This window comes from Nonomuraea deserti, assembly GCF_004348685.1.
Taxonomy (GTDB): Bacteria; Actinomycetota; Actinomycetes; order Streptosporangiales; family Streptosporangiaceae; genus Nonomuraea; species Nonomuraea deserti.
Window position 1 is genome coordinate 1 of the sequence record NZ_SMKO01000150.1, and the last position, 25,832, is coordinate 25,832.

Below are 25,832 nucleotides of genomic sequence, written 5' to 3' on the forward strand. Positions count from 1 at the left end.
GCTCCGCACCAGCCCCCGCCCGCCGCCCCGAGGCGCAGGCCCGGGCCGGTCCGGGTCGTCCTCGGCGTGCTGATCGCCTGCTTCGGGGTGTTGTGCACGCTCGCCGGCGGCGGGGTCATCGCCCAGGCGTTCTCCAACAGCAACCAGGAGATCTTCAACCAGCGGTACGCGAAGAACCTGTGGCGCAACCTGCCGGCGGAGACGCTGTTCCCCCCGGCGATCGGCATGCGCGACCCCGATCGGCGCGGCGACGCGCGGGGCGGCTGGACGCGGGCCGCGATCTCGCCCGAGACCTCCTGCGGCAAGGCGCTGGCCGGCGGGCTCGCCAAGGAGGCGCAGGAGCGGGGTTGCCAGACGGCGCTGCGCGCCACCTACGTCGACGGCACGGGAGGGACCGCGGCCACCGTCGCCATCGTCGTGTTCCCGGCCGACGACTCCGCCAACGACCTGGACGCCATCCTGTACGAGGCGCAACGCGAGGAGCGCGACTACGGCGTACGGGCCCTGCCGGCGAAAGGCGTCGACTGGACGGACGGCGCGCGGGCCGGAAGCGGCGCCGACTCGGTCGCGACGCTGTTCGTCGCGGTGACCTCAGGGCCGGCCGACGGGCGGCGCGCCGGCGAGCTCCCGCCGCCATGGGGCAGGCGCGAGGCCGACCAGCGCATCGACCGCTCCCCCTGGGGCGAGATCGCCGCCGGGCTGGCCGAGAGCACCACCGCCCATCTGAGGGACGAGATCCAGGAGGCGAGACCGTGATCCGCAGGACGACCGTCGCAACCCTCCTCACCGTCCCGCTGCTCCTCTCGGCGGCCGCTCCCGCCCACGCCGCCGCGCCGGCCGGCTGGGAGCTCAACGCCATGGACGTCCCGCAGGCCCACCGGACCAGCCAGGGCGAGAACGTCACGGTCGCGGTGCTCGACACCGGCGTGGTGACCAGCCATCCCTCGTTCAGGGGACGGGTCACCTCGGGGCCCGACTTCCTCCGCTACGGAGCCGAGAAGGGGGACCCGCACTGGGGCGAGCACGGCACCGCGATGGCCTCCAACGTGCTGTCCGTCGCCCCCAAGGCCCGCGTGTTGTCCCTGCGGGTCATCCTCGATCACGAGGACCCCGGCAGGGACCGCATCGAGGAGGAGTGGGAGAAGTGGCGCAAAGGCGGCACCTTCGACAAGGAACTCCTGCCGATGCAGACGTCGGTGTCCCGAGCCGTCCGCTACGCGGTCGACAAGGGCGCCCGGGTCATCTCGATGTCCCTGGGCACCGACGAATGGGCGGGCTTCAACGACTACCTCGACGACGTCGCCGCGGCGGTCGACTACGCCGCCGGCAAGGGCGTCGTCGTGCTCGCCTCCTCGGGCAACGGCGGCTCCACGGACCGCCTCGCCACCGACGCCAACAACGTGGTGTCCTATCCCGCCGCGTACGCCGGTGTGCTCGGCGTGGCCGCCGTCAGCCCGCAGGGGCGGCGTGCGGAGTTCTCCCAGGTTCACACCTACAACACGATCGCCGCGCCGGGCGTGGACATCCGAAGCGCCACCAACACCGGCGGTTACCGGATGGTCAAGGGCACCTCGCCGGCGTGTGCCCTGGCGGCGGGCGCGGTGGCGCTCATGTTGTCGCGCAATCCCGATCTCAGCCCGCGGCAGGTGCGCGACATCCTCGTCCGCACCGCCACGAAACCCCCGAACGGCTACACCCTGTTCCTCGGCCACGGGATGGTCAACGCGGACCGCGCGGTACGGGCGGCGGCCACGGCCAAGGGCGCCGCATCGAAGGCGGCGGCGTACGAAGGGGAGAAACATTTCGGTGACGGGCCGACCGACTCGCCCATCACCCATCCCCCGATCGACCAGGAATACCTGGTCATCGGGGGCGTGGGCATAGGCATCGGCCTGCTGTGCTTCGCCGGCACCTTCTTCCTGGTACGGCGACGGCGCGTCTGACCCGGTGCCTCACCGGACAGGTGAACGCTACTTCCTGGGGCAGAGCACGGCTTCGGCCGCCTTCTTGACCTGCGGATCGATGGCTGGATCGGTGTGGTTGGCGCCCATCGTGACGGACACGACGAACTGCACCCTGCCGTCCCGCGAGGTGTAGGTGAGCGCGCTGAAGCCGGTCGAGCCGCCCTTCACGGGCCCGTACTCGCCCCCGCACACCTGCGAATCGGCGGATTTGCCCGACTTGGCCTCGGACGGCCTCGGCTCTGGAGCCGGGCGTCCGGCGTTGAGCGCCTCCTTCTCCTCCTTCGTCAGGATCTTGTTCAGGGCGAACGCCCGGTGGAAGGCGCTCAGATCGTCGGTGGTGGAGATCACGCCGCCGGCGGCGTAGCCGTAGCTCATGTTGAGACGGTCGAAGTCGTGCAGCTTGCCCTTGTCGTCCGGATAGTAGCCGTGACCGTGCGGGCCCTTGATGCCGCCGGGGAACTTGACCGGCAGGTAGGTGTCGTCCATGTGGAGGGGATCGAAGATGCGCCGCTCGAACTCCCGGGACACGGAGTGGTCGGTGAGGTCCTCGATGATCAGCCCGAGGAGCATGTAGTTGGTGTTGGAGTAGGAGAACTTCTCGCCCGGTTCCTGCGACCGCTCCACCGTGCGCGACCTCTTCACCAGTTCCAACGGCGGGTAGTAGGTGTCGAAGTCGAAGAAGTCGACCAGTTCCTTCGTGTACCAGTTGGGGATGCCGGAGGTGTGGTGGATCATCTGCTCCACGGTGATCTCGTCGGCCCGCTCCACCAGGTCCTTCTCCACCACGACCGGCAGCAGGTCGCTGAGCTTGTCATCCAGCGACAGCTTGCCCTCGGTGACCAGCTTCATGATGACGACCTGGGTCATCAGCTTGGTCTGTGACCCGATCCTGAAGCGGGCGCTCGCGGGGATCCTGCCGCCCTTGTCGTTCAGCAGGCGGGTGCCCGCCGAACCCTTGCCGACCTTCCTGCCGTCGACGTAGACCGCGCCGATCGCGCCCACGATCTTCGAGCTCTTCGCCAGCTCCGACAGAGCCTTCTGCACGTTGCCCAGCCGGGGCCGGTCCGCGGCGGCCGTGGCGGCGGGTGCGGCGACCCCCAACGTCAGCATCGCGCAGGCCAACCCGGCCAGGCCGGCCACTGTCGCACGTTTCACGTTATTTCCTTTCGTATGAAGCGGATAGGTCCCGGTCAACGTCACTCTGCGGAGCAGAGCAGTGATTCGGCGGCCTGCGCCACCTTCTCCGGCAGGTCGCCTGCACTGGTGTTGGGGACCTTCAGGGTGACGTTCACGCCGAGTTGCAGGTGCCCGTCCTTCGTGGTGAAGAGATAGGCGAGGGATCCCGGGCCCGACCCCAGGGCGGAGATGGCGATGCACGTGCCGGGCTGTTCCTTCGGGGGCCGCTCGCCAACCTGATACCGCCAGAAGGCGGCGAGGTCCTTCGCGGTGGAGACGACGCCGCCCGCCGCCCACGCGTTGGTGGCGTTCTGCCGGTCAGCGTCGCGCAGCCTGCCCTTGTCGTCGGGGTAGTAGCCGTGCCCGTGCGGACCCTTGATGCGCTGCGTGGGCCTGGTGGGCAGGTAGGTCCTGGTCATGCCCAGCGGCTCCCACAGCCTCTTGGCGAAGGCCGCGCTCAGGCTGTCACCGGTCTCCTTCTCGATGATCAGGCCGAGCAGGACGTAGCCGGTGCTGGAGTAGGAGAACTTCTCGCCCGGATCCTGCGCGCGCTCCAGCCCTCGCGAGACCTTCAGCAGATCCATCGGTGAGTGGTAGGTGAGGTCGAAGAGGTCGAGCCTTCCGCCGTAGTCAGGGACGCCGGAGGTGTGCTTGAGCAGGTGGTCCACGGTGATCTCACCGGCCCGCTCCACCAGGTCCTTATCGACGACGACCGGCAGCAGGTCCCCGAGCTTGTCGTCCAGGGAAAACTTGCCCTCCTCGACCAGCTGCGCGATCACATCGGAGGTCATGCCCTTCGTGTGCGACCAGCCCCGAAAGCGGGAGTCGGAGGGAATCCTGCCGCCCTTGCCGCCGATCAGGCGGGAGCCGGCCGAGCCGCGGCCGATGCGCCTGCCGTCGTGGAACGCCTCGCCGATGACGCCCACCACGCCGGCGTCCTCGGCGAGCTCGTCCATGGCCCGCTGCACGTCCCCGATCGTGGGCGGGGCGGCGGCCACCGCGGGGGCGGGGTGAGCCAGCAGCACGGCACATGCCAGGGCTGCCGCACCGGCGGCAGTCGTACGTCCCACGATGTCTCCCTCAAGTCACGCGGCCCGCGCGGTGGCGGTCTCGCCGGGCGTGGGCGCACGCCTGCCGGGGCCGGGGTCGAACCCGGCCCCCGGCAGGCGCACCAGCACCCTCGCCGTCCTTTATGGCCGAGTGGATGTTTCCTCCTCGTTTGCCGTTGGAGGCGAGGGCGTCCACCGTCGTTTTGTAGTCCGCTTCTAGAGTTCGGCTAGCCTTGCTGGCCGTGAGCGAGGACAGGAAGCCGAACAAGAAGGCGCAGAAGTCCGCCGAGACCCGGCGCCGGATCCTGCAGGCCGCCGGGGAGTTGTTCGTGGCGCAGGGCTATGGCGCGACCATGCTGCAGCAGATCGCCGACGAGGCGGGCGTGGCGGTGCAGACCGTCTACTTCGTGTTCGGCAACAAACGCCGCCTGCTGAAGGAGCTCGTCGACGTCACGATCGCCGGCGACGACCGTCCCGTGGCGACCCTCGACCGGCCGTGGTTCCGCGAGGCGCTGGACGCCGCCACGGCTCAGGAGCACCTGCGGCTGTACGTCGCGGGCACCCGGGCCGTGCTGGAGCGGGTGGCCCCGATGACCAAGGTGCTGCAGATCGCCGTGGCCACCGACCCGGAGATCGCCGAGATGTGGCCCGATGAGCGGGATCCGCGCTACACGGTGACACGGACCGCCGCGGACAGCCTGATGGCCAAGCCGGGGGCACGTCCCGAGGTCTCCGACGCCGCCGACCTGCTGTACGGCGTGCTCAGCCCGGACCTCTACCTGGTGTTCACCCGTGACCGGGGCTGGACGCCCGAGCGGTTCGAGCGCTGGGCCCTCGACACTCTGCGCGCCCAGCTCTGCACGGATTGACCAGGCGTACACACGAACGCACGGCGCGACCGGGCCTCGGCATGGGCCGCGCGAACCACGGTCGGCGGCCGGAGGAGAGCCACTACGCTGGTGCGGACTTGATCTTGGCTCGACGCCTGGCGCCACGGGCCTTCCGCAACGACGAGGTGCTGCATCGTGGTCACGCACGAAGAGATGGTCGAGGCGTTCGGCGACGACGGCCTGCTGCTGATGGACGCCGGGCAGTGCGCCGAGATGGGGCTCTCGGAGGCGGACGCGCACGTCCTGTGCCAGGTCGGGCTGCCGGTGCGCGCGGACCATGCGTTCACCACGGCCGTCTCCGACGAGCCGCGGACGGGCTCTCTCGTGGTGTTCAAGACCGGCAGCGGGGAGGTCGACGTCCTCATCCTCGGCGGGACGCCGGGAGGGGCGGGCACTCGCTACTTCCTCGACATCCGGAGCGGTGTCGTCGGCCTGCTCTCGCTCGACGGGGAACCCCAGGCGGAGCGGATCAACAGCTCGCCGGCGACCTTCGTCGAGTTCCTCCGCCGGCTCCGGCTGCGCCAGCAGGCGCTGAACGGCGCGCCCGAGGACGCGGGACCGCGCTGCACCGAGGAGCTGTGGCTGTCGTTGAAGGAGCTGGATCCGGACGCCTTCCGCGACGCAGAGGCCTGGTGGTCGATGGTCATGGACGACCTCATGGACCGCAGCCCCATCGATGAGGCGCGCGCGTTCCTGCGGCAGCGCCGTGCGGAGGTCGGCGCCGCCTCCTCCGGGCCGGGCCCGGCGCCGGCCGCCGAGCCGCGGCGCGCGCAGCGTGAGCGCTTCGACCAGGCACTCGGCCGGTTGACCGACGAGGGCTGGCAGATCGTGGACGCGGGGCGGTTCGCGGCCGACACCGAGACGAGCGGCCTGCTGAGCCTGCCCGCCGACCTGGCCGATCACTTCGCACCCGGCGGCGCGCTCGTCAAGGACGTCACGATCTCCTGGCGGGGCGGATTGCCGTCGCGGATCCAGTCGGTGTTCGCGCGGGAGGGCCTCGTGGTCTCCGTTCCCGGCCAGGCGGAGCGGGACGGCGACCCCGACGCGCTGCTGGACCTGGACGCCGAGGAGCTGAGCAGGCAGGCGGACGAAGCGATGGAGGCGCTCTTCGCCGCGGTGCACGGCCTGAACAGACCGGAGGAAGGGTTCGTCACCTGCGTGGCAGGCGGCGAGGTCTCCTCCGACCTGTGCCGCGTCGTACGCGCCTTCGACCGGCTCGCCGAGCAGGGCTATTTCGCCGAACCCGACCTCTGGCCGACGGTCTCCGGAGCCTGGCAGCACGTCCACGAGGCCGGGGCGTCGGCGAAGGCCGTCTTCTGGACCACGCAGGCGCACACGTCGTGTTTCGACGCCCGGGGCGACCTGGTCGACGAGCTCACGCTGCAGTGGGCCGGCGACCGGGATCTGATCGCGCAGGTCCTGTCCGCCACCGGACTCGTGGTGGAGAGCCCGCAGGACGCGGGCACCACCTTCCTGCTCCGCCCGAAGCGGGCCGATCGCGACCGGTGAACACCGGCTGAGCCACCAGCGAGATCGATCACCGGGTGCCATCCGCCGCCCGGCGTCGCGCAGCCGACAGGCGAAACAGCCGGGAAACCACCGCCGGTCTAGACAGTCGCTACGAGTCCGGGCGACAGGCGTCTCACACCCGATGCGGCCACGTCCGGCATTTCCTGCAGAGAGGATCTTCCTCGTGAGGCATGCGAAAGCAGTCGGTCTGGCCGGCCTGGCGTGCGCGATGCTGACGCTGGGTGTCACGGCACCGGCCACCGCCGCGGAAGCGACCCGCCCCCGGACGGGGGACGTACAGAAGGCCCTGTCCGAGCTGGCGAGAAGCCCGGAGGTGCTCGGCGCGATCGGCGCGGTCTACGTGGACGGCAAGAGAGTCGACAAGGGCTCGGGCGGCACGCGTCTCCTCGACGGCAAGGGCGGCAGGATCCCGGCGGGCGCCCGCTTCCGGATCGGGTCGCAGACCAAGTCCATGACCTCCGCGGCCATCATGAAGCTGGTCACGGAGGGCGAGTTCGACCTGGACTCCAAGCTCAGCGAGGTGCTGCCGGTCGTGGTGGAGAAGGACCTGGTGGAGCGGGCCGACGAGATCACCGTGGAGCAGATGATCCACCACACCTCGGGCATCCCCAACTGGTACACCCCCGAGCTCATCGACCCCTTCGACTTCGAGACGCGCTACACACCGATGGAGCTGATCACCAAGTCGCGCACCCTGCCGCGCGAGCAGGAGCCGGGTGAGAAGTTCTCCTACTCCAACACCAACTACTACCTCCTCGGCCTGATCATCGAGAAGTTCACCGGGCAATCCCTGGCCGCCGAGTTCGAGGAGCGCTTCTTCGAGCCCCTGAACATGGACGACACCTACCTGCCCACCAGGTGGCCCGGCAGCATCAAGGGCCCGCACGGGCACGGCTACTTCCCCGGCAAGAACGGCGAGCTGGTCGACTTCGACAACCAGAACATGAGCTACGGTTACGCGGCCGGCGGCGTGATCTCCACCGCCGACGACCTCAGCGCCTTCCACCGGGCGTTCGCCATGGACAAGATCCTCACGAAGGAAGAGAAGGAGGCGCTGAACGCCGGCCGGCCTTCCTCCGAGCCGGACCGCGCCCCCAACCTCGACGTGTGCGACGACGAAGGCACGTACGGACACGCGAAGGGCAGCTCATACGGCTTCAACGCCCTCACCTTCAGCACCAGGGACGGCAGCGTGCAGTTGATCATGTCACTCACGCTGGCCACCGAGCACAGCGATCCGGCCATCGACCCCCTGTCCAAGAAGGCGGCAGAAGCGGTCCTCTGCCCCGAGAAGTAGCGCACCACCGCGCCGCGCGCCTTCACGTCCTCGCGCTGGAGGCGCCGCGCGCGTACTCCTCGACGGCGTGCGCGGTCAAGGGAATCGGCGCGCAGCCGAGCGCCCCTTGCCCGAAGCGGCGTTCGTCAGGGCAGGAGCTTCTCCCCGCTCAGTTCCACGCGCGGCTCCCCACCCGCGAACCACGTCCGCGCGTCGGACCGGATCATGGTCACCAGCACCGGCACGCTGAAGGCCAGCGGGATCACCTGCGTCGGATGGACCGAATCGTAGGCGAGCGCGAAGGCGATGCCGATGAGCGCGGAGGCGGTGATGAGGCCTTCGACGGCGATGACCGTGACGCGGACCCACGGCAGCCGGCGGGGCAGCAGGACCGCGCAGGCCGTCAGGGTGGCGGCGAACACCAGCGAGATCGTCGCGAGCACCGCCAGCAGACCTGATCCCTCCTCGCCCGCGTCGAACGAAGCGACTATCACCAGGAAGAACGTGCTCCCGGCGATGCCGAGAAACCCTTGGAGGAACATAGAGGTCCTGGCGGGCGAGAGAGCCTTCGGCAGGGACTGGCGGTCGACCATCGATCCTCCATGACGGCACGGACGCCGTTGAGGCGTCAAAGGCGGGAGTCTGCTGGAGACCGGCGCGCTTCGAGCGAGGACTCCATGGCACGGCACCCTACAAACGGCCTCGCGGGACCGGTCCCGGGCGCCCGCCGCACCGCGTCTCCCCGTGTCTCCCCGCGCCGCACCGCGTCTCCCCGTGTCTCCCCGCGCCGCACCGCGTCTCTCCGCGCCTCCCCCGCGCCGCACCGCGTCCCCCGCCGCGCCCGCGTGACCCCGCCGGTCCGTGGCTATCCGGCGGCGTACGACCTGGCGATCCGCGCGCCGAGATCGGCACCGTAGTTCTGGTGGTAGACCTGGGCGGAGCAGTAGACCGGTCCGCCTTGCCGGGCCAGGCCGGCGGTCCAGGTGACGGCGTTCTCCACGCCCGGGTCGCTCAACTGCAGGCCCGTGGCCACGATGTCGTCCACGCTGACGTCGACGAAATAGTTGCCCACGCCCTTGCGCTCGTACAGCCGCCACTCCAGCTTCGCGCTCTTCGCCCCGGCCAGTCGGGCCGTCAGGTCGACCGTGGTCTTCTGCCACGCGTGGTCGTTGGCGGCGACGTCCTGTTGCCACACCACCGTGCCGTTGAGGAGGAGCTGCTTCACGTGGAACCCGGCCGGGTTGCCACGGCCACGGCCGTCCCCGTGCCAGAAGCTCACGCTGTACTTGCCGGCGCCCGGCGTGAGCTGGACCTGACGGCTCGCGCCGCACCACATCCCCGCCTTGGTGGTGGTTTCCTGCTGAACGACGAAGCTCAGCCGCCCGTTGCCGGCGCGGGCGAGGTTGTCGCTCGCGGGCCGGGTCCAGCCGGCGTCGCGGGACACGAAGGGGAGCTTGTACTGCACGATCCCGGACAGTTCCCCCGCCCGGACGTGCTCGAGGGCCTTCCTGGTGACGGCCTCGACGTAGGCGACCGTCGGTTTCTGGGCGGCGTGGCTCAGCGGGTGGGCATACGGCATCAGGTAGACGTCGGTGCCGGGAAGCCGCTTGGCGAGCTGCCTGACCTGGTACGACAGGCTCCATGTCCACGACGTGTCCCGGTGGGGCTCGTCCCGGAAGGGGAAGATCACCCCATCCAGCAACGGGACCTGCTCGGCGATGAACGCGTCGGTGAACTGGCTGTAGTAGACCGTGGGGACGAACTTCAACGACGGGTTGATCGGCCTGGCCGCCGCACGCATCTGCTTGACGTACTCCGGCGTGAACGTCCTGAGGTCGTGGCCGTAGTCGTCCACGGTCCAGCCGATCAGGTTCGGGTGGGTCTTGGAGAGGGTCGCGATCTCGCGCGCCCATGCCACGTAGTCGTGCTTGTACGGCCGGGAGACGCAGCAGACCGCCTGGCTCGGCGCGTACACCAGCACCCAGACGTCGATTCCGGCGGCGGCGGCCGCCGGGAGGAACTCGCGACGCAGGTCCTCCCAGTGCACGTTGTCGCCGGCCATCGGGTAGACGTAGGTGTTGGCGTTGAGGGCCTTCAACCCCGCGATCATCACCTTGGTGTCGACGTGCCTGATCCCGTCGGCCCGCGGCTCCGCCTCCCGTATGAGGTTACCTGCGGTCCCCACCGCGCCGGGGGCCTCGGCGCGGGCCACGCCGGGGAGCATCGACAGCAGCACCGCTGCGACCATGACGAGCACAGAACGGGACACCGGGTTCCCTTCAGCAAGATCCGTGGACGAACGCGGTCAGCCTAGGAGGCGCCGGTATGCCGCCGGTATAGAGCTGCCGGCTGCTCACGAGTCCGCCTCGCCCCGTCCGGTAACACGCAGGAAACACCCGGTCCACGAGGATGCTCGGCATCTCGCTGCCAGGTGCCTGACCATCGCAGGTGCCCGGAGCGGCGGCAGACCAGGCGATCAAGAGAGCACGCGTGTCAGGAAGAGAGGCATGATGAGGAACGTGAGGTCCCGCGCCGTCCGGACATTCGCCGGAACGGCCGCTGCGCTGTTGGCCACGGTGCTGATACAGGGACCGGCAGCGGCATCGTCCGGTGCGCTCTATCCCAAGAGGGTCGAACACGGTTCGGACTATGCGATCGTCTGGACCGGCACCAGAACGGTCGTGGCGTTCGATGGCGAGAAGGACGGGAATGATGTCGTCGCCCAGGTCAGGTGGTGGGATTCACGCTGGGCGGAAGAGCGCGTACACAACGAGTGGGATCGTAAACCGGACAAGAAAGACGAACGGGGGAAAGTCCCGGGCGTCGTCCGCGAGATCCGAGTCTGCGAGGAAACGGGTAGCTGCTCCGATTGGGAGTGAGCTGGTGTCCTGCGGCTGAATCTCGCGTGCGGGCAGCCGGCAGGATGATCAGCCGAGGAACGCCGGGCGCAGCATGGTGAAGGCGCGGTCGACCAGGGTGAGGCGGTCGATGGAGCCGCCGGTGCGCAGCCATTCGCGGGCCACCGCGTCCAGTGCGGCGCCCGCCGCTGCCGCCGCCAGGTCGGCCTCCAGCGGCGGCATCCCGCGGTCGGCCAGTGCCTGGATGATCCGGGTACGCGCCTCGTCGCGTTTCTGCAGGAGCCTGGTGCGCAGCGCGGGCGTGGACTCGACGAGCCGCATCGCGTCGGCCTGCGCGTTGATGCGCGACTCCCAGCCGCGGAGCACCGCGTGCAGGCACTGCCACGGCTCCTCCTGCGGCGGCCGGGCGGCGATCTCCTGCGCGACCTGCTCCCCCATCGTCTCGATCTCGCCGAAGACGACGTCCTCCTTGGTCGGGAAATAGCGGAAGAAGCTGCGTTTCGACATCCCGGCCGCCCTGGCGATGTCGTCGACGGTCGTCTCGTCGAAGCCGCGCTCGGCGAACAACTCCAGCGCCCGCCCGGCCAGCTCGGCGCGTACGGCGCGCCTGGTGCGATCCCGCAGACCTTCCATGGCTTCCATCCTACACCGATTGCCATCTGTGGCACTCGGTGTCATATTTGGTCCATCGATCTCGAAGGTGGTGGATCTCATGGACGGCAAGACTGTCCTGGTCACCGGCGGCACCGGTGGCATAGGCAAGGAGACCGCGCGAGGGCTGGCCGCGCGCGGCGCCCGGGTGATCCTGGTCGGCCGCGATCCCGTACGCGCGCAGCGGGCGGCGGACGAGCTCAGTGCGGGCGGCGGCCGGGTCGAGGCCCTGGCCGCGGACGTGACCCGGCAGCGCGACCTCGCCAGGCTCGCCGCTCAGGTGGCCGAACGCTGCGACCGGCTCGACGTACTGATCAACAACGTCGGTACGAACCCGCCGCGCCGCATCCTCACAGAAGACGGCGTGGAGGCCACCTTCGCCGCCCACGTGCTCACCCCGTTCACGCTCACCCGCCTCCTGCTGCCCCTGCTCGGTGGCCGGGTCGTCAACATCACCGGAGGCATCCCCGGCGGCCCGATCGAGCTGGACAACCTGCAGGCGGAGCGGCGTTACCTGGGATGGACGTTCAGCCAGTACAACCACACCAAGACGATGCTCATGGCGATGAGCCTGCGCTTCGCCGAGCAGGAGCAGGTCGCCGGCAGCGGCGTCACGATCAACGTCGCCTACCCCGGCCACGGCCACACGCCGATGAACCAGTCGATGACGACGGCCGGGTTCCCCTACGTGTACCGCCCGATCGTCCCGCTGCTGCGGGCCGTGACGCCGCGGATCTTCGGCGACCTGAGCAAGCCGTCCCGCTCCAGCGTCTATCTGGCCTCCAGCGACGACGTGGAAGGGGTGACGGGGACGTACTTCGGCAGGAAATGCCGCCGCGTTCCCTGGCCGGCCAGCGCCCTCGACCGGCGCAACCAGGACGCGATCTGGACCCTGTGCGAAGCCCTGACCAGGGAAACGGTCTGACGTCCGCGCCACGTCCCCCGCACCGGACGATCCTCACGGCGCTCCTCGGGCCGGCCGGGGCGCCGTCGTACACCGACCGTCGGCGCCGGCAGGACCCTCCGCCGGCCTCGCGAGGCTCACCCCCTCCGTCCGCGCCCTGGCCCCGGCAGCCGCACCGCCGCTGGCCGGTCCGTCACCGGCGACGCGGCTGCCGTATCCACGATCAGGCCCCTGTCATCACCCGGTGAAGCGGATCGTGGCGCCCTTGCTGGTGATGGCCAGTACGCGGAAGGACAGGGCGTTCTTGCCGTTCCTGCGCATGTTGCCCCGAGCGCCTTCGCCCAGGGAGGAGGTCATGCCGGGCCCCCGCACCACGACCATGTCCTGGTTGAAGATGCCGCCGACGTACTCCTTGGAGACGTACACCCTGGAGAAGCCGTAACGCTTCGCGGAGATGCGGAAGCTCACGGCCTTCGAGAACGTGAACTTGCATTTCCCGTCGTAGCAGCCGCGGTAGCTGGGCTTGGCCGCGGCGGCGGCGGGGGTGGCGGCCATGGCGGGCGTCACGACCATGGCGCACGCAAGGGTCAGGGCGCTGATGGCCTTCCTGTGCATGGTCTTACCTTTCATCGGTTTTACGGCGATTCGCCGCAGGGGTGCGATCTTTATATCGGGCATCCGGCGGGAGGGGTCCCGAGGCCGCGGTACGACACTGGTGTCCGATGTCGTCGCGCGAGCGAGGGAGCAGAGATGCCAGGCGGACCGACCAGGCGAATGGCGCTGGTGAGCGCGGTGACCGTTGCCGGACTGCTCACCGGCTGCGGCGCCCCGGCTGAGGAGACGGCCTCGCCGGCCGCCGCCCCGGCAACGTCACCGACGTCCCCGGCGCCGTCCTCTCCCGCGCCGTCCTCTCCTGTGGCGAGTTCCCCGTCGGCGACCCCCTCGCCGACGGCGTCGTCGCTCCCGAAGGCCAGGAACGGCACGAAACTCCGGGCGTGCCGGGACGCGAAGTGCGAGGTGCTCGTCTCGGACGGGCGGACCATCACGCTGGACGCCAGGTGGGGCCTGGCACCGGTCCAGGTCAGCGTCGAGAACGACTCGGTCACCTTCCGCATGGTCACCGCGTCCGGCATGCAGGCCACCCTGTCCGAGCAGACGCCGGACCAAGGAGGCCCCAGCACCATCAACGACGTCGACTTCGAGGTGCTGGCGGTCAAGGGGAAGAAGGCCGTCATCAAGATCACGCACTAGGACGGCGGGTCACCGGGCGTCGCGGACGTACAGCAGGCTGTACCCGACAAGCTCCAGCGCGCGGGATCGTTCGAGGGTGGGCCCCGACGGCATGCTTGTCCGTGTCCGGAGCGGACACCACCCCCGAATGCAGGAGCGTTCCCCATGTCGCGTCTCTCTTCCTCCTCCACGACCCCCCGGCGTATGCGCGTCCTGGCCGCGGCGGCGCTGACGGCGCTGGCGGCGATGAGCGTGGCCGCCGCCCCCGCCGCCGCCGTGGGCGGCCTCGACCGCGCGAAGGTCGCCCGGGACAACCCGGCCGACGAGCTGCGGGCCGAACTGGACGAGATGCGCGACGAGGTCACAGACGCCAAGCGCTACCGCGGCGACGACGCCCTGCAGAAGCAGCTGAACGCCCTGGTCAAGAAGCACAGGTTTCCGGGGGCGCTGGCCACCGTCGAGGACGGCGAGGGCAGGACCCGCTATTACACCGCCGGTGTCGGCGACCTCAAGACCAAGGCCGAGGTGCCCGTCGACGGACAGGTGCGCATCGCCAGCAACACCAAGAGCTTCACCGCCGTCACCGTGCTCCAGCTCGTCGGCGAGGGCAAGGTCGAGCTGGACGAGCCGATCGAGACCTACCTGCCGAAGCTGCTGCGGGGCAAGTCCGGCGACGGCCGCAAGATCACCGTACGGCAGCTGCTCCAGCACACCAGCGGCCTGCCGAACTACACCCGCTGGATGCCCAACATCCTGGACGTCCGCAACAAGTACAGCAGCCCGCAGGACCTGCTGAAGACCGCCTTCGCCCACAAGGCGTCGTTCGCCCCGGGCACGAAGTGGGAATACAGCAACACCGGCTACATCGTGCTCGGCCTGCTCATCGAGAAGGTCGACGGCCGGCCCGTCGGCGAGGCGATCACCGACCGCATCATCGAGCGGATCGGCCTGCGCCACACGTACTGGCCGGGCAAGCGCGTCAAGACGATCCGCGAGCGCCACCCCAAGGGCTACGCCTCCAGGAAGCCCGGCGGCAGGCTCGTCGACATCACCCACCTGGACCCGTCGTGGGGCGGCGCGGCCGGCCAGCTCATCGCCACCCCCAGCGACCTCAACCGCTTCTGGCTCGCGTTGATGGACGGCAAGCTGCTCAAGCCCGCGCAGCTCTCGGCCATGAAGAAGACCATGAAGGCACCCGGCTTCCCGGCCGGCTGGGAGTACGGGCTCGGCCTGATGAAGATGCCGCTGAGCTGCGGCGGCACCGCATGGGGCCACGGCGGCGACATCGACGGCTACGAGACCCGCGGCGGCGTCACCGACCGGGGCCGGGCCGCCACCATCGCCGTCACGACCCTGCCCGCCACGGAACGCGCCGCGATGAGCGTCATCAAGGCCGCCGACACCGCCCTGTGCGCCGAACGATAACCCGCGTCACATCCGACCGAGCCACGGGAAGCGCACGCACCCGGGGCTCGGCGCTGTTGTCGGGCGGTCCGCGGACACGGCTCGCAGACCGTCGAGGCTGCCAGCCGTCGGGCAAGGCCTCGCCGCTCAGACGGTCAAGGGACGCCGTCGCGGCGGCCGGCAACGTGCGGGTCAGAGGGCGTCGCCCTGGAGGCCCTCAGCCGCGTGCGGCGGGTGGGGTGACCTCGGCCGTGCCGTAGAAGATCGTCTTCAGGCCCAGCGGGGTGTCACTCCCACTCGATGGTGCCGGGAGGCTTGCTGGTCACGTCGAGCACCACGCGGTTGACCTCGCGCACCTCGTTGGTGATCCGGGTCGAGATGCGGGACAGCACGTCGAAGGGCACCTTCGCCCAGTCGGCCGTCATCGCGTCCTCCGACGTCACCGGGCGCAGCACCACCGGATGCCCGTAGGTGCGCCCGTCGCCCTGCACCCCCACCGAGCGCACGTCGGCCAGCAGCACCACGGGGCACTGCCAGATCTGCCGGTCGAGGCCGGCCCTGGACAGCTCTTCGCGGGCGATCGCGTCGGCCTCGCGCAGCAGCTCAAGGCGCTCGCGCGTCACCTCTCCGACGATGCGGATGCCCAGGCCGGGCCCGGGGAACGGCTGGCGCCAGACCATGGCGGCGGGCAGCCCGAGCTCCTCGCCGGCCCGGCGGACCTCGTCCTTGAACAGCGCCCGCAGCGGCTCCACCAGCGTGAACCGCAGGTCGTCCGGCAGGCCGCCGACGTTGTGGTGGGACTTGATGTTGGCGGTGCCGGTGCCGCCGCCCGACTCGACCACGTCGGGGTAGAGCGTGCCCTGGACGAGGAACTCCACGGGCTTGTCGGCCATGATGGCGCGCTGTTCGTCCTCGAAGACGCGGATGAACTCGCGGCCGATGATCTTCCGCTTCTCCTCGGGGTCGGTGACGCCTTCCAGCGCCTTGATGAAGCGGTCGGCGGCGTCGACGACGCGCAACTTGACGCCGGTGACGGCCACGAAGTCGCGCTCGACCTGCTCGGCCTCGCCCTTGCGCAGCAGGCCATGGTCGACGAAGACGCAGGTCAGCCGGTCGCCGATGGCGCGCTGCACGATGGCGGCGGCCACCGCGGAGTCGACGCCGCCCGACAGCGCGCAGATCGCGTGGCCGTCGCCGACCTGGCGGCGCACGGCCTCGACGGAGTCTTCGACGATGTTGAGCATGGTCCAGGACGGGCGGCAGCCGGCCGCCTCGAGGAAGTGCCTGAGCACCGTCTGCCCGTGCTCGGAGTGGAGCACCTCCGGGTGGAACTGCACGCCGTAGAGGCCCCGCTCGGGATGCTCGAAGGCGGCGACCGGCGTCTCGCTCGTCGAGGCGGTCACCGTGAACCCCTCGGGGGCGGCGGCCACGCTGTCGCCGTGGGACATCCAGACCTTCTGGGCGCTCGGCAGGCCGGCGAAGATGACGCCCTCGTGGAGCACCTCGAGCGCGGTGCCGCCGTATTCGGCGACGCCCGTGCGGGCCACCTCTCCGCCCAGCGCCTGCGCCATGGCCTGGAAGCCGTAGCAGATGCCGAACGTGGGCACGCCCGTCGCGAACAGCCCGTGCGGCACGGGCGGCGCGCCGTCGGCGTAGACCGAGGAGGGGCCGCCGGACAGGATGATCGCCTTCGGATTCTTCGCCATCATCTCCTCGACGGGCATCGACGAGGGGACGATCTCGGAATAGACGTGGCACTCGCGCACCCGCCTGGCGATGAGCTGCGCGTATTGCGCGCCGAAGTCGACCACCAGAACCGTGTCGAATTCAGACACTGAAAACCCTCCAGAAGGCGGAACGCGGTGACTACAGTCTATCGGCCTTGTGGATTACGCCTGGCCTGGCTCCGGCTCTCGTGCTAACACAGAACAATGGATCTTGTCTGGCCGGCGACGACCTGGGCTCTGTGGGTCGCCACCCTGGCCGCCGCCTTCAAGGTGTCCGGTCGCGACAGGACCCCGGAGCGGGAGCAGCGTCATCCGGCGCCCGCCCCCGTGGCGGAGCTCTTACGCGGCATGCGGGTGCAGGACGTGTTCCATTCGGCGCTGTTCGAGCTGGCCGGGCGCGGGTGGGCCATCGTGGAGGGCGACCGGCTGTCGCTCGCGCCGCGGCGGGCGGAGCCCCTCCTGCCGTACGAGCGATGGGTGCTCGACCAGGTGAGCGCCCGGATGGGCGGGGCTCCGCGGGCCCCGGTGATCGCGCTCATGCCCGACGGGCAGGCGCTCGACCGCGAGTTCCTCCCCCTGGTCCGGCAGTGCGCCATCGACCTCGGGCTGGCGCGGCGGCGCTGGCCGAGCATGATCGTCCCGGTGCTGCTGGCGGGCGGGCTGGTGATCCCGTGGTTCGCCACCGTGTCCGCGGCCGGCCTGTCCTGGCCCGGGATGATCGCGACGATGGTGTCGTGCGTGGCCGGTCCGGGGCTGCTCATGGCGGGCCGCGGGTTCCTGCTGACTCCCGCCGGACGTGAGGTCGCCGGGCCAGGGCGCGTGGAGGTGAACCCGCAGCAGGAATGGATCTTCACCGGCAGCGGCTGGCGCGGCGTGGAGATCGTCCCGGCGGCCACCGTCGCGCGGGGCCCGAAGCGGCAGGAGATCAGCGGCTATGTCGTCAAGCGCTGGGTCAAGGCCGACACGGACCGCGAGACCGACATCTATTTCATCGCGGTCCACGACGGCAGCTCGGAGACGGCCATCGCGTTCCGGGTCAAGCAGGGCGTCTACCAGGATGTGCTGCCGGGTGACTCCGTACGCCTGCTGGTCAAACCGCGTACCGGCGCGGTGGTGCGGGTGCTGGCCCACGAACGTCAGTGGTGAAGCGGCAGGCGCCCGCTGAGCAGCGTCTCGGTCTGCAGGCGGAGCCGCGCGGCGTGCTCCGGGTCGGTCAGCAGCAGGAACCTCTCGTCACGGATGGCCTCCACCACCAGGCCGGCGACCTCGGACGGCTCGATGCCGCGTTCCGCCGCCCTGCTCACCGCCTCCTGCGCGGCCACCTCGTCCGGGCCGGGCACGGTGGCCAGGCCCGGGGGACGCAGCCGCGCCGAGTCGGCCATGCGCGTCCTGACCGCGCCGGGGCAGAGCGCGGTCACGCGGAGCTTGGAACCCGCGTCGGCCAGGTCGTGGGCGAGCGCCTGGGAGGCGGCCAGCGCGGCGTACTTGCCGACCGAGTAGCCGCCCGCTCCCGGCGTGGTGGACAGCCCGGCCACGGACACCGTGTTGACGATGTGCCCCTCGGTGTCCTGTTCGATCATGCGCGGCACGAACTCGCGGATGCCGTGCAGCACGCCCCACAGGTTCACGCCGAGCAGCCAGGCGAGGTCCTGCTCGCCGCGGGTCCACAGGTGGCCGCCCTGGAAGACGCCCGCGTTGTTGCACAACACGTGTACGGCCCGCAGTTCGCCGAAACACCGGTTGGCCAGGTGGCGTACGGAGGACGCGTCGGACACGTCGGTGATCTGCGTGAGCACCTCGGCGTCGCCCGCCTGCGCGGCCGTCTCCGCGAGCGCGCCGTGATCGACGTCGGCGAGCATCAGCGTCATGCCCTCGGCCGCGAACCTGAGGGCCAGCGCCCGCCCGATGCCGCTGCCCGCGCCCGTTACGACGGCGACCTTGCCGGAGAGCTCGCGCACGGACAGACCTCCTCAGCGACCGGCACTGCAGGGTGCTCCGGATCACCAGACGCTACAGGATGCCCGCGATCAGGCCCAGAGGCGGCGAACCGAGATCGAGCAGCGACTTGTGGAAGCGCTGCAGGGTGAAGCCGGCGCCCCATCGTTCGCGGGCCTGCTCGCGCAGGTCGCGGATGAGCAGCTTGCCCCACGTGTAGCGGCCGTACGTCGGGTCGAAGGATGCCCGTTCCGCCTCCGCCGTCGCGGCGGGGCCGGCCAGGTGCGTGTCCGCCTCGAACCGCCTGGCGCCCTCCTCGACCGTCATCTGGCCGGTGTGCACGCCGATCGCGCAGGCCAGCCGGGTGACGCGGATCAGCGCCTCCAGCCAGACGCCGATCTCGAAGCGCGGGTCGCCGGCCTCGAAGCCCTCCTCGACGCAGAGTTCCTCGGCGTAGTGGGCCCAGCCCTCGATGAACGCCGTCGACTGCAGCAACCTGCGCACCTCAGACGGGGCCCGCCGCAGCGCCCTGGCGTGCGAGAAGTGCCCTGGAGCGACCTCGTGCACGTTGATCGCGGGCAGCGTGGTGCGGCTGAAGACCTCCAGCCACTCCTCCTGGTCCCGCCGCGGCCAGCTCGGGTCGGGCGGCGTGACGTGGTACCAGGACGGGCCCTCGGGCTCGCCGGGGGCGTTCCACGACATCATGGCCATCGCCCAGCGGCGCGACTCGGGCGCCGGCCCGACCAGGCACTCGCCGTCGTGGTAGGGCACGAGGTCCTTCTCGCGGGTGAACGCGATGGCCTTCTCCGTGCCGATCCTGGCCGCCTCGATCACGCCGTCGGCGTCGGGGTGGTCCTTGACCAGCTCGCGTACGACGTCGAGCGGCGGGCGGCCCTGCTCCCCCAGCTTGGCGCAGGACTCGGCCAGCAGCGCCATGAGCCGGTCGCGCTCGGCGTCGGCCCGCTCCGCCAGCCTGCCCAGGTCGACGGGGAGCCCTTCGGCCGTGCCCATGAGCCTGGCCAGGGCCTCGCCGCCGAGCGCCGCGTCGGGGTCGCCCTCGTTCGCCGCCCTCTCGATGTGGGCGACGAGCCTGCCGTGCGCCTCCAGCGCGGCCCCGTCCGTGACCCCGGCGGCCAGGCCCTTGGCGGTGCTCACCAGGGATTTCGCGACGGGGGCCGGGACCTGGTCGAGCGCGTCGAGCGCGTGGCCCACGGCCTCGGGCCAGAGCGCGAGGTGGGCCGCCCTGGCCGCGGCCCGGTCGCCGGCCGGGGCGTAGTCGCGGTCGTAGCAGGCCAGGTCGAGGTTGGAGAGGTGGGGCAGCGGGTTCCTGCGGTGCAGGGCCAGCTCGCCGAGCTGGGTGCGCAGACTCTCCTCGAACACCTCCAGGTGCCTGGCGTCGTGCGGGTCGGCGGGCGCGGCTCCCTCGCCGAGCCGGGCCAGTCCGGCGCGTACGCCGTCGGGCGACAGGTCCTGGATCCGGCCGTCGTACTCGTGCCTGCCGCCGCCTTCGCGCGCCTCGGGCACGATCAGGTCGGCAACGGCTCTCAACCTGGCGTCAAGTTCGGTCATGCCGCCGACGCTAGCGCACCAACTTTGCACAGATTAATGGCGCGCGTCCCTGTAGACCGGAATGCGAAACTGATCCGTATGGCCCTCCAGATCACGACGCTCGCGGAGCGTCCGGAGCTCGCGTCGGCGTTGTGGGACATGGACCATACGTGGCAGGAGTTCATGCTCAACGACCCGATGGCCGACCTGTTCTACGCGGTCGCCACCACCACCTACGCCGACTACGTGCTGGTGGCCGACGACGACGCCGAACCCGGCAGGCTGGTGGCGCGGGCGTGCATGATCCCGTTCGTGGCGAACGGGTCCGAGCTGCCCGACGGCGGCTGGGACAGCGTGATCCGCTCGGGCCGGCTGGCCCGCGAACGCGGCACCCGGCCCGACGCCGTGTCCGCCCTGGAGATCACCGTGCGGCGCGACCTGCAGGGGACGGGGCTCTCCGCGAAGATGGTGGCGGCGATGCGCCGCCACGCCGCCGGCCGCGGCTTCGGCGAGCTCGTCGCACCGGTCAGGCCCAACACCAAGCACCTCGAACCCCACACCCCCATGAGCGAGTACGCCTTCCGCACCCGCCCCGACGGCCTGCCCCATGACGCCTGGTTACGGGTGCACGTGCGGGCCGGCGGGAAGATCGTCAAGGTGGCGCCGCGATCGATGGTGATCGCAGGCACGCTCGCGGAGTGGCGAGGGTGGACCGGCCTGCCGTTCGACCGCACGGGGGCCGTCGAGGTGCCGGGGGCGCTCAATCCCGTGCACTGCGACGTGGAGCACGACCACGCCGTCTACGTGGAGCCGAACGTCTGGGTCAGCCACCCGCTGTAGCCCGGGTCAGGGAAGACGCGTACGCTCGCCGGGGGCGAGCAGGCGCAGCCGGTCGCCGAATCCCGCGAACGCCCGCTCCACCGTTTCCCTGCCCTGCGTGAAGTGCGTCCAGTGCTCGAAGTGCAGCGGCACCACGTGCCCCGCCCCGAGGATCTCGGCGGCCGTGACCGCGTCGGCGCTGGACAGCGTCAGGTCGCCGTCCACCAGCGGTGTCCTGGCCCCGCCCGCGAACAACACCGCCACGTCCACGGGGCCGGTCCGCCCGGCGATCTCGCGTACGACGTCGAGCGAGGCGTTGTCGCCGCTCACGTAGACGGTTTTTCCCTCGCCCTCGATCACGAATCCGGTCACCTCGCCCACGAGGTGCTCGGTCCCGTCGGGCCCGTGCTGCGCCGGCACCCCGGTGACGCGCACGGCCCCGACCTCGACGGACGCCCAGTTGGGCAGCGCCCGCACCGGCGCGCCCAGGCGCTCGGCCGCCGACCCGGTGGAGAGCACCAGCGGCACGGACGCCAGATGGGACCGGCCGGCGCGGTCCAGGTTGTCGGGGTGCTGGTCGTGCGAGAGCAGCACGGCGTCGACGGGCCCGGCCGCGTCGGCGCCGAAGGCGGGCCCCGCGGTCTTCGTGAGCTTCCGGTCGCCGATCGGGTAGTCGCCGGGCGGGTCGAACGTGGGATCGGTCAGCAGCCGCACCCCGCCGATCTCCAGGACCGCCGTCGGCCCTCCTGCATAACGAATCTCCACAGCCTTCACCTATCCCCGTTCTGAGCCAGCCCTCTGATTATCCGCCGCGCCGACCGGTGGCAGAGCGCGCGGAAGTCGTCCTCGTCCATTCCCATCCGGCCGCTGAGGTACTGCTGCACCAGGCCCTGCGTGCACGACGTGACCACCAGCGCGGTCTCGAGCACGTCGTCCGCGCGCAGCAGCCCCGTGCGCATGCCCTCCTCGACGAGGTCCGTGACGACGGTGAACGGCGGCCCCTGCCCGTCGCGGAAGTCCTCGGGGAAGCGGCGCGCCCCCGTCCACGCGTCGAGGATCAGGAACTGGAACAGGTGCCGGTTGCCGAGCGCGAAGTCGAGGAAGTCGTCGAGCGCCGCCGAGATCCGCTCCAGGAGATCCCCCGAGGGAGATCGCCGCCGCCACTCCGCGGCCAGCTCGCTCGCGCTCCGGTTGGCGACGGCCCGCAGCAGCGCCTCCCGGTTGGGGTAGTGCCGGTAGATGGCCATGGCGGTGATGCCCACGGCGTCGCCGACGCGCCGCATGCTGACCGCGGCGGCGCCCTCCTCGTGGAGGATGCGCTGCGCGACGGTCACGATGCGCTCGGCCGTACCCGGATCAGTCACGTTTACAGCGTATACGCAGCAGCGGGACCGCGATGTCCCGCCACCGGACGCCATGTGCCGGGAGGAAGAAGATTCGGTATCGCTACCGGCAGGTAGTTTTTGCCGATGCATGGCATGGGGACACAATTCCTCCATGGCATCCATCGCTCCGCTACGACCCGGAGATCCGTCACGGCTGGGCGGCCTGGATCTCACCGGCAGGCTAGGCGAGGGCGGCCAGGGCGTCGTCTACCTCGCCAGCGACCCGTCGGGCACACGCGTGGCCGTCAAGTGGATGCGTCCCGACCTGTCGGGCGACCAGGTGAGCGTCGAGCGGTTCCTGCGCGAGGTCGAGGTGGCCCAGCAGGTCGCGCCCTTCTGCACCGCCGCCGTCCTGGGCACCGGCGTCGAGCAGGACCGCCCCTACATCATCAGCGAGTTCATCGAGGGGCCGTCGTTACACCAGGTCGTGCTGGAGGAGGGGCCGCGCTCGGGCTCCGTCCTGCACCGGCTGGCCATCGGCACCGCCACCGCGCTGGCCGCCATCCACCAGGCCGGCATCGTGCACCGCGACTTCAAGCCCGCCAACGTGATCATCGGCGCCGACGGGCCGCGGGTGATCGACTTCGGCATCGCGCGGGCGCTGAACGCCACCGCGACGATCACCGGCACGGTCGTGGGCACGCCCGCGTACATGGCGCCCGAGCAGATCATGGGCCACACCGCCGGCCCGGCCGCCGACATGTTCTCGTGGGCCAGCACGATGGTCTTCGCCGCCTCCGCCCGGGCTCCGTTCGGCAGCGACACGATGCCCGCGGTGATCAACCGCGTCCTCAACCAGCATCCCGACCTGGGCATGCTGGACGGCCAGCTGCGCGACGTGGTGGTCGCGTGCCTGGCCAAGGATCCCGCGCAGCGGCCGACCGCCGAGCAGGTAATCATGCGGCTGCTGCAGCGCCCCGCGCCCAACGCCGGCATCCTCGCCGAGGCCGCCGCGGAGGCCGCGCCCCAGGCGCCACTCGCCCCTCACCCAGGACAACCTTCGGCGCCGCACCCTGGGCCCTATTCGGGACAGCACACGGGCCCGCGCTCGGGGCCTCATTCGGGGCCGCACTCGGGGCCGCCTTTCGGCCGGCCGCACGGCCCGGTCGCGCCGCCGGGGCCGCACGCCGCCACGATCCCGCCCCCGCACCCTCCCGGGCCCTGGCCGCCGGCGCGGCACGGGCAGACCACCCATCAGGGGTACGCCCCGCAGCCGCAGCGCAAGAGCAGGACCCCGCTGATCGTCGGCGTCACGGTGGCGATCGCCCTGCTGATGCTCGCCGGCGTGGTCGTGACCATCCAGGTCAACCAGGCCTCGCTCGCCGAGCCGTCCCGCACCAGGACCCCCGATCCCTCGCGGACCGCTGCGACGCGCGACCCGTCGCCGGGCACCACGCGGGCCGCCGTGCCGCCCACCGGCACGAGGACGCGACTCCCCGGCGGCGAGATCCACCTGTACGAGAACCCCGCCGACGCGATCTTCCTGACCTCCTACGAGATCAAGGACGAGAAGAAGGACGACTGGATCGACTACGCCAGGGACTCCCTGCACGGCACGTACACGAAGTACGCCGGCAACTGGGAGTCGATGGTCTCGCCCGACGGCCGCTACCTCGCGCACCGGGGCAGGAGCTACAGCTCCGACGACTTCGACTTCATCGTCATCACCGACCAGGACTCCGGCGAGCGCTCCACGATCAAGACCGTGAAGGACCCCCTGATCAGCACCATCAGGGCCTGGTCGAAAGACGGCGAGCGCATCCTGCTGAACACCGAGAAGAAGAACGGCGACGACTGGCTCCACCTGGGCTTCACCATCATCGACGTGGCCACGAAGAAGGCCACCACCATCGACGTGGCCGACACCTCGATCCGCGAGACCGCCTTCGGCTTCGACGGCGCCGACGAGGGCACGGTCAACGTCTATGGGGACGAGAAGAACCAGGGCCTGCGCTTCTTCGACGCCCAGGGCAAGGCCACCCGCTCGTTCCCCGGCATCGGCACGATGTCGGCCGGCACGCAGGACATCTTCTCGCCCTCGGGCGGCGCGTTCGTCACCAACTGCCCCAACGGCGACGACGGGGACCACTGCGTCTGGGACTCGGAGTCGGGCGAGCGCCTGCGCAAGTTCTCCTCCGACTGCGACAAGGTGCTCGGCTTCTACGACGAGCGCCACCTCTACTGCTGGGAGCAGGACAACGGCCCCAACGACGAGGTCCAGGTGGTCGACTTCAGCGGCAAACTGCTGCGCAAGCTGCTGGAAGTGCCCGACGAGATCAACTTCAGCCCGGCGTTCACCATCAATCCGGACAGAGTTTCCTGAACCATCCTGCCCGCACGCCCGTGATGGAGGGCATGAAGACGCTGATCCGCACGGCCGTGACCGCCACGGCGCTGGCGACGGTGGCAGCCGCCTGCGCCTCTTCGCCGGAAGGGGCGCCGCCCCGGAAGACGAGCCTGGGCGCCGTCCGCCTGGTGGCCTACACCGGATGCGACGACCTGCTCGCGGGCCTGCGCGAGAAAGCCGCCCAGAACGTCGGCCCGTACGGCTTCGGCAACGTCATGCCCATGACCGCCAGGGCGGACGCGAGAGCCGACACCGGGGCGGACACGACCGGCACCCCCGAGCACTCCACGACCAACGTGCACGAGGCGGGGGTGGACGAGCCCGACCTGGTCAAGACCGACGGCGACCGGCTCGTCACGGTCACGGACGGCACCCTGCGGATCGTCGACACCGCCACGAAGAAGGTCACCGAGTCCCTCGACCTGACCGACGGCGACGGGCCCGGCGTCCCCGCCGACCTGCTGATCTCCGGGGACCGCGCGCTGGTCATGCTGCGGGGCGGCGGCGCCGTGTACCGCTCCTTCGGGCCCCCGCGCGACACCCGGTACGTGCTGGTGGACCTGGCCGGCGAGCCCAAGGTGCTGAGCACGGTCGAGCCGCAGGGCACGTACGTCGACGCCAGGATGGTCGGGTCGACGGTCAGGCTCGTCACCCGCAGCCAGCCGGACATCACCTTCCCCCAGGTCAGGTCGATGATCCCGGACGCCGAGCGCGTCAAGCGGAACCAGGAGGCCGTACGGAAGGCACCGGCCGAGGCCTGGCTGCCCAAGATCAAGATCACGGACGCGTCGGGGACGGCCAAGGAGACCACCGTCGCGTGCGACCGGGTCAGCCACCCCGCCGACCACACCGGCACCTCCATGCTGACCGTGCATACCATCGACCTGGCCAAGGGCGTCACCGCGACGGGCACCGACCCGATCGCCCTGGCGGCCGACGGCGACATCGTGTACGGCACGGGCGGCAGCCTCTACGTGGCCAGCAACCCGCGCTGGTGGGGCATGCCGTTCCGCCCGCTGCCGGTCGCTCCCACCACGTCGCCGGACGGCGCCACCTCGCCGGACGCTCCCACCTCCACCCCCTCGCGAAGCGCTCCCGCCGCTCCTGGCCGCACCCCCACGCAGGGTGCTCCCACCACC

General features: G+C 70.7%; 24 protein-coding genes. 13 read left to right on the plus strand and 11 right to left on the minus strand.

Annotated elements, in window-relative coordinates; translation table 11 throughout:
* Both E1292_RS51685 and E1292_RS36720 read left to right on the plus strand, forming a co-directional pair.
* A partial coding sequence (locus E1292_RS51685; RefSeq protein WP_165974937.1) for a hypothetical protein occupies positions 1 to 756 on the plus strand: 756 nt, incomplete at its 5' end.
* Positions 753 to 1,943, plus strand: coding sequence for a S8 family peptidase (locus tag E1292_RS36720; protein ID WP_165974938.1), 1,191 nt, complete (start codon positions 753 to 755; stop codon positions 1,941 to 1,943). The genes E1292_RS51685 and E1292_RS36720, both read left to right, overlap by 4 nt.
* A 27-nt stretch (positions 1,944 to 1,970) precedes the next feature.
* Here E1292_RS36720 and E1292_RS36725 read toward each other — a convergent pair whose 3' ends face one another.
* The gene (locus E1292_RS36725) at positions 1,971 to 3,119 is read right to left on the minus strand and encodes a serine hydrolase domain-containing protein (protein WP_132602139.1); all 1,149 of its coding nucleotides are present in this window, start codon (positions 3,117 to 3,119) and stop codon (positions 1,971 to 1,973) included.
* A 41-nt stretch (positions 3,120 to 3,160) separates the two neighbouring features.
* Positions 3,161 to 4,210, minus strand: coding sequence for a serine hydrolase domain-containing protein (locus E1292_RS36730; RefSeq protein WP_132602142.1), 1,050 nt, complete (start codon positions 4,208 to 4,210; stop codon positions 3,161 to 3,163).
* 221 nt (positions 4,211 to 4,431) lie between these two features.
* Here E1292_RS36730 and E1292_RS36735 point away from each other — a divergent pair, with 221 nt between their 5' ends.
* The 3 genes from E1292_RS36735 (at position 4,432) to E1292_RS36745 (ending at position 7,906) form a co-directional block, all read left to right on the plus strand.
* A complete protein-coding gene (locus E1292_RS36735) occupies positions 4,432 to 5,058 on the plus strand; it encodes a TetR/AcrR family transcriptional regulator (protein ID WP_132602145.1) in 627 nt (208 codons plus the stop codon).
* A 156-nt stretch (positions 5,059 to 5,214) separates the two neighbouring features.
* A complete protein-coding gene (locus E1292_RS36740) occupies positions 5,215 to 6,588 on the plus strand; it encodes an SUKH-4 family immunity protein (RefSeq protein WP_132602148.1) in 1,374 nt (457 codons plus the stop codon).
* Positions 6,589 to 6,772: 184 nt separating this feature from the next.
* The gene (locus E1292_RS36745; RefSeq protein WP_165974939.1) at positions 6,773 to 7,906 is read left to right on the plus strand and encodes a serine hydrolase domain-containing protein; all 1,134 of its coding nucleotides are present in this window, start codon (positions 6,773 to 6,775) and stop codon (positions 7,904 to 7,906) included.
* A 125-nt stretch (positions 7,907 to 8,031) separates the two neighbouring features.
* On the opposite strand, the gene E1292_RS36750 is transcribed toward E1292_RS36745, so the two are convergent.
* Both E1292_RS36750 and E1292_RS36755 read right to left on the minus strand, forming a co-directional pair.
* Positions 8,032 to 8,478 carry a hypothetical protein gene (locus tag E1292_RS36750; RefSeq protein WP_132602154.1) on the minus strand — a complete coding sequence of 149 codons (447 nt, stop codon included), beginning with the start codon at positions 8,476 to 8,478 and terminating at the stop codon, positions 8,032 to 8,034.
* 272 nt (positions 8,479 to 8,750) lie between these two features.
* Complete coding sequence (locus E1292_RS36755; protein ID WP_132602157.1) at positions 8,751 to 10,154, minus strand: hypothetical protein; 1,404 nt, start codon at positions 10,152 to 10,154, stop codon at positions 8,751 to 8,753.
* Between the two features lie 238 nt (positions 10,155 to 10,392).
* On the opposite strand from E1292_RS36755, the gene E1292_RS36760 reads away from it, so the two are divergent.
* On the plus strand, positions 10,393 to 10,764 hold the full coding sequence (locus E1292_RS36760; protein WP_132602160.1) for a hypothetical protein: 372 nt from the start codon (positions 10,393 to 10,395) through the stop codon (positions 10,762 to 10,764).
* Positions 10,765 to 10,812: 48 nt separating this feature from the next.
* Here the strand turns inward: E1292_RS36760 and E1292_RS36765 are convergent, their stop codons facing one another.
* Positions 10,813 to 11,376 (minus strand): TetR family transcriptional regulator, encoded by a 564-nt coding sequence (locus tag E1292_RS36765; RefSeq protein ID WP_132602163.1) that lies wholly within the window; start codon positions 11,374 to 11,376, stop codon positions 10,813 to 10,815.
* A 79-nt stretch (positions 11,377 to 11,455) separates the two neighbouring features.
* Here E1292_RS36765 and E1292_RS36770 point away from each other — a divergent pair, with 79 nt between their 5' ends.
* Positions 11,456 to 12,319 (plus strand): SDR family NAD(P)-dependent oxidoreductase, encoded by an 864-nt coding sequence (locus tag E1292_RS36770; RefSeq protein WP_246090588.1) that lies wholly within the window; start codon positions 11,456 to 11,458, stop codon positions 12,317 to 12,319.
* 216 nt (positions 12,320 to 12,535) lie between these two features.
* Here the strand turns inward: E1292_RS36770 and E1292_RS36775 are convergent, their stop codons facing one another.
* Positions 12,536 to 12,913 (minus strand): hypothetical protein, encoded by a 378-nt coding sequence (locus E1292_RS36775; RefSeq protein WP_132602169.1) that lies wholly within the window; start codon positions 12,911 to 12,913, stop codon positions 12,536 to 12,538.
* Between the two features lie 135 nt (positions 12,914 to 13,048).
* Between E1292_RS36775 and E1292_RS51690 the strand changes: the two genes are divergently transcribed.
* Both E1292_RS51690 and E1292_RS36785 read left to right on the plus strand, forming a co-directional pair.
* Positions 13,049 to 13,549 (plus strand): hypothetical protein, encoded by a 501-nt coding sequence (locus E1292_RS51690; protein WP_165974940.1) that lies wholly within the window; start codon positions 13,049 to 13,051, stop codon positions 13,547 to 13,549.
* Between the two features lie 144 nt (positions 13,550 to 13,693).
* Positions 13,694 to 14,953, plus strand: coding sequence for a serine hydrolase domain-containing protein (locus tag E1292_RS36785; protein ID WP_220447240.1), 1,260 nt, complete (start codon positions 13,694 to 13,696; stop codon positions 14,951 to 14,953).
* A 266-nt stretch (positions 14,954 to 15,219) separates the two neighbouring features.
* Here the strand turns inward: E1292_RS36785 and guaA are convergent, their stop codons facing one another.
* Positions 15,220 to 16,809 (minus strand): glutamine-hydrolyzing GMP synthase, encoded by a 1,590-nt coding sequence (gene guaA / locus E1292_RS36790; RefSeq protein ID WP_439331933.1) that lies wholly within the window; start codon positions 16,807 to 16,809, stop codon positions 15,220 to 15,222.
* Between the two features lie 54 nt (positions 16,810 to 16,863).
* Between guaA and E1292_RS36795 the strand changes: the two genes are divergently transcribed.
* Positions 16,864 to 17,805, plus strand: a complete 942-nt coding sequence (locus E1292_RS36795; RefSeq protein WP_132602175.1) for a DUF2207 domain-containing protein — start codon at positions 16,864 to 16,866, stop codon at positions 17,803 to 17,805.
* On the opposite strand, the gene E1292_RS36800 is transcribed toward E1292_RS36795, so the two are convergent.
* Together E1292_RS36800 and E1292_RS36805 are read right to left on the minus strand one after the other, a co-directional pair.
* The gene (locus tag E1292_RS36800) at positions 17,796 to 18,617 is read right to left on the minus strand and encodes an SDR family NAD(P)-dependent oxidoreductase (RefSeq protein ID WP_132602178.1); all 822 of its coding nucleotides are present in this window, start codon (positions 18,615 to 18,617) and stop codon (positions 17,796 to 17,798) included. The genes E1292_RS36795 and E1292_RS36800 overlap by 10 nt on opposite strands.
* 52 nt (positions 18,618 to 18,669) lie before the next feature.
* Entirely contained in the window at positions 18,670 to 20,163 is a 1,494-nt protein-coding gene (locus E1292_RS36805; RefSeq protein WP_132602181.1) for a DUF885 family protein, read from the minus strand.
* A gap of 78 nt (positions 20,164 to 20,241) precedes the next feature.
* Here E1292_RS36805 and E1292_RS36810 point away from each other — a divergent pair, with 78 nt between their 5' ends.
* On the plus strand, positions 20,242 to 20,982 hold the full coding sequence (locus tag E1292_RS36810; RefSeq protein WP_132602184.1) for an N-acetyltransferase: 741 nt from the start codon (positions 20,242 to 20,244) through the stop codon (positions 20,980 to 20,982).
* Positions 20,983 to 20,988: 6 nt separating this feature from the next.
* Here E1292_RS36810 and E1292_RS36815 read toward each other — a convergent pair whose 3' ends face one another.
* Together E1292_RS36815 and E1292_RS36820 are read right to left on the minus strand one after the other, a co-directional pair.
* Positions 20,989 to 21,726 carry an MBL fold metallo-hydrolase gene (locus E1292_RS36815; RefSeq protein WP_132602187.1) on the minus strand — a complete coding sequence of 246 codons (738 nt, stop codon included), beginning with the start codon at positions 21,724 to 21,726 and terminating at the stop codon, positions 20,989 to 20,991.
* 5 nt (positions 21,727 to 21,731) lie between these two features.
* Positions 21,732 to 22,325 carry a TetR/AcrR family transcriptional regulator gene (locus E1292_RS36820; RefSeq protein ID WP_132602191.1) on the minus strand — a complete coding sequence of 198 codons (594 nt, stop codon included), beginning with the start codon at positions 22,323 to 22,325 and terminating at the stop codon, positions 21,732 to 21,734.
* Positions 22,326 to 22,458: 133 nt separating this feature from the next.
* Between E1292_RS36820 and E1292_RS36825 the strand changes: the two genes are divergently transcribed.
* On the plus strand, positions 22,459 to 24,669 hold the full coding sequence (locus tag E1292_RS36825) for a serine/threonine protein kinase (RefSeq protein WP_165974941.1): 2,211 nt from the start codon (positions 22,459 to 22,461) through the stop codon (positions 24,667 to 24,669).
* Between the two features lie 32 nt (positions 24,670 to 24,701).
* A partial coding sequence (locus tag E1292_RS36830) for a beta-propeller domain-containing protein (RefSeq protein WP_246090589.1) occupies positions 24,702 to 25,832 on the plus strand: 1,131 nt, incomplete at its 3' end.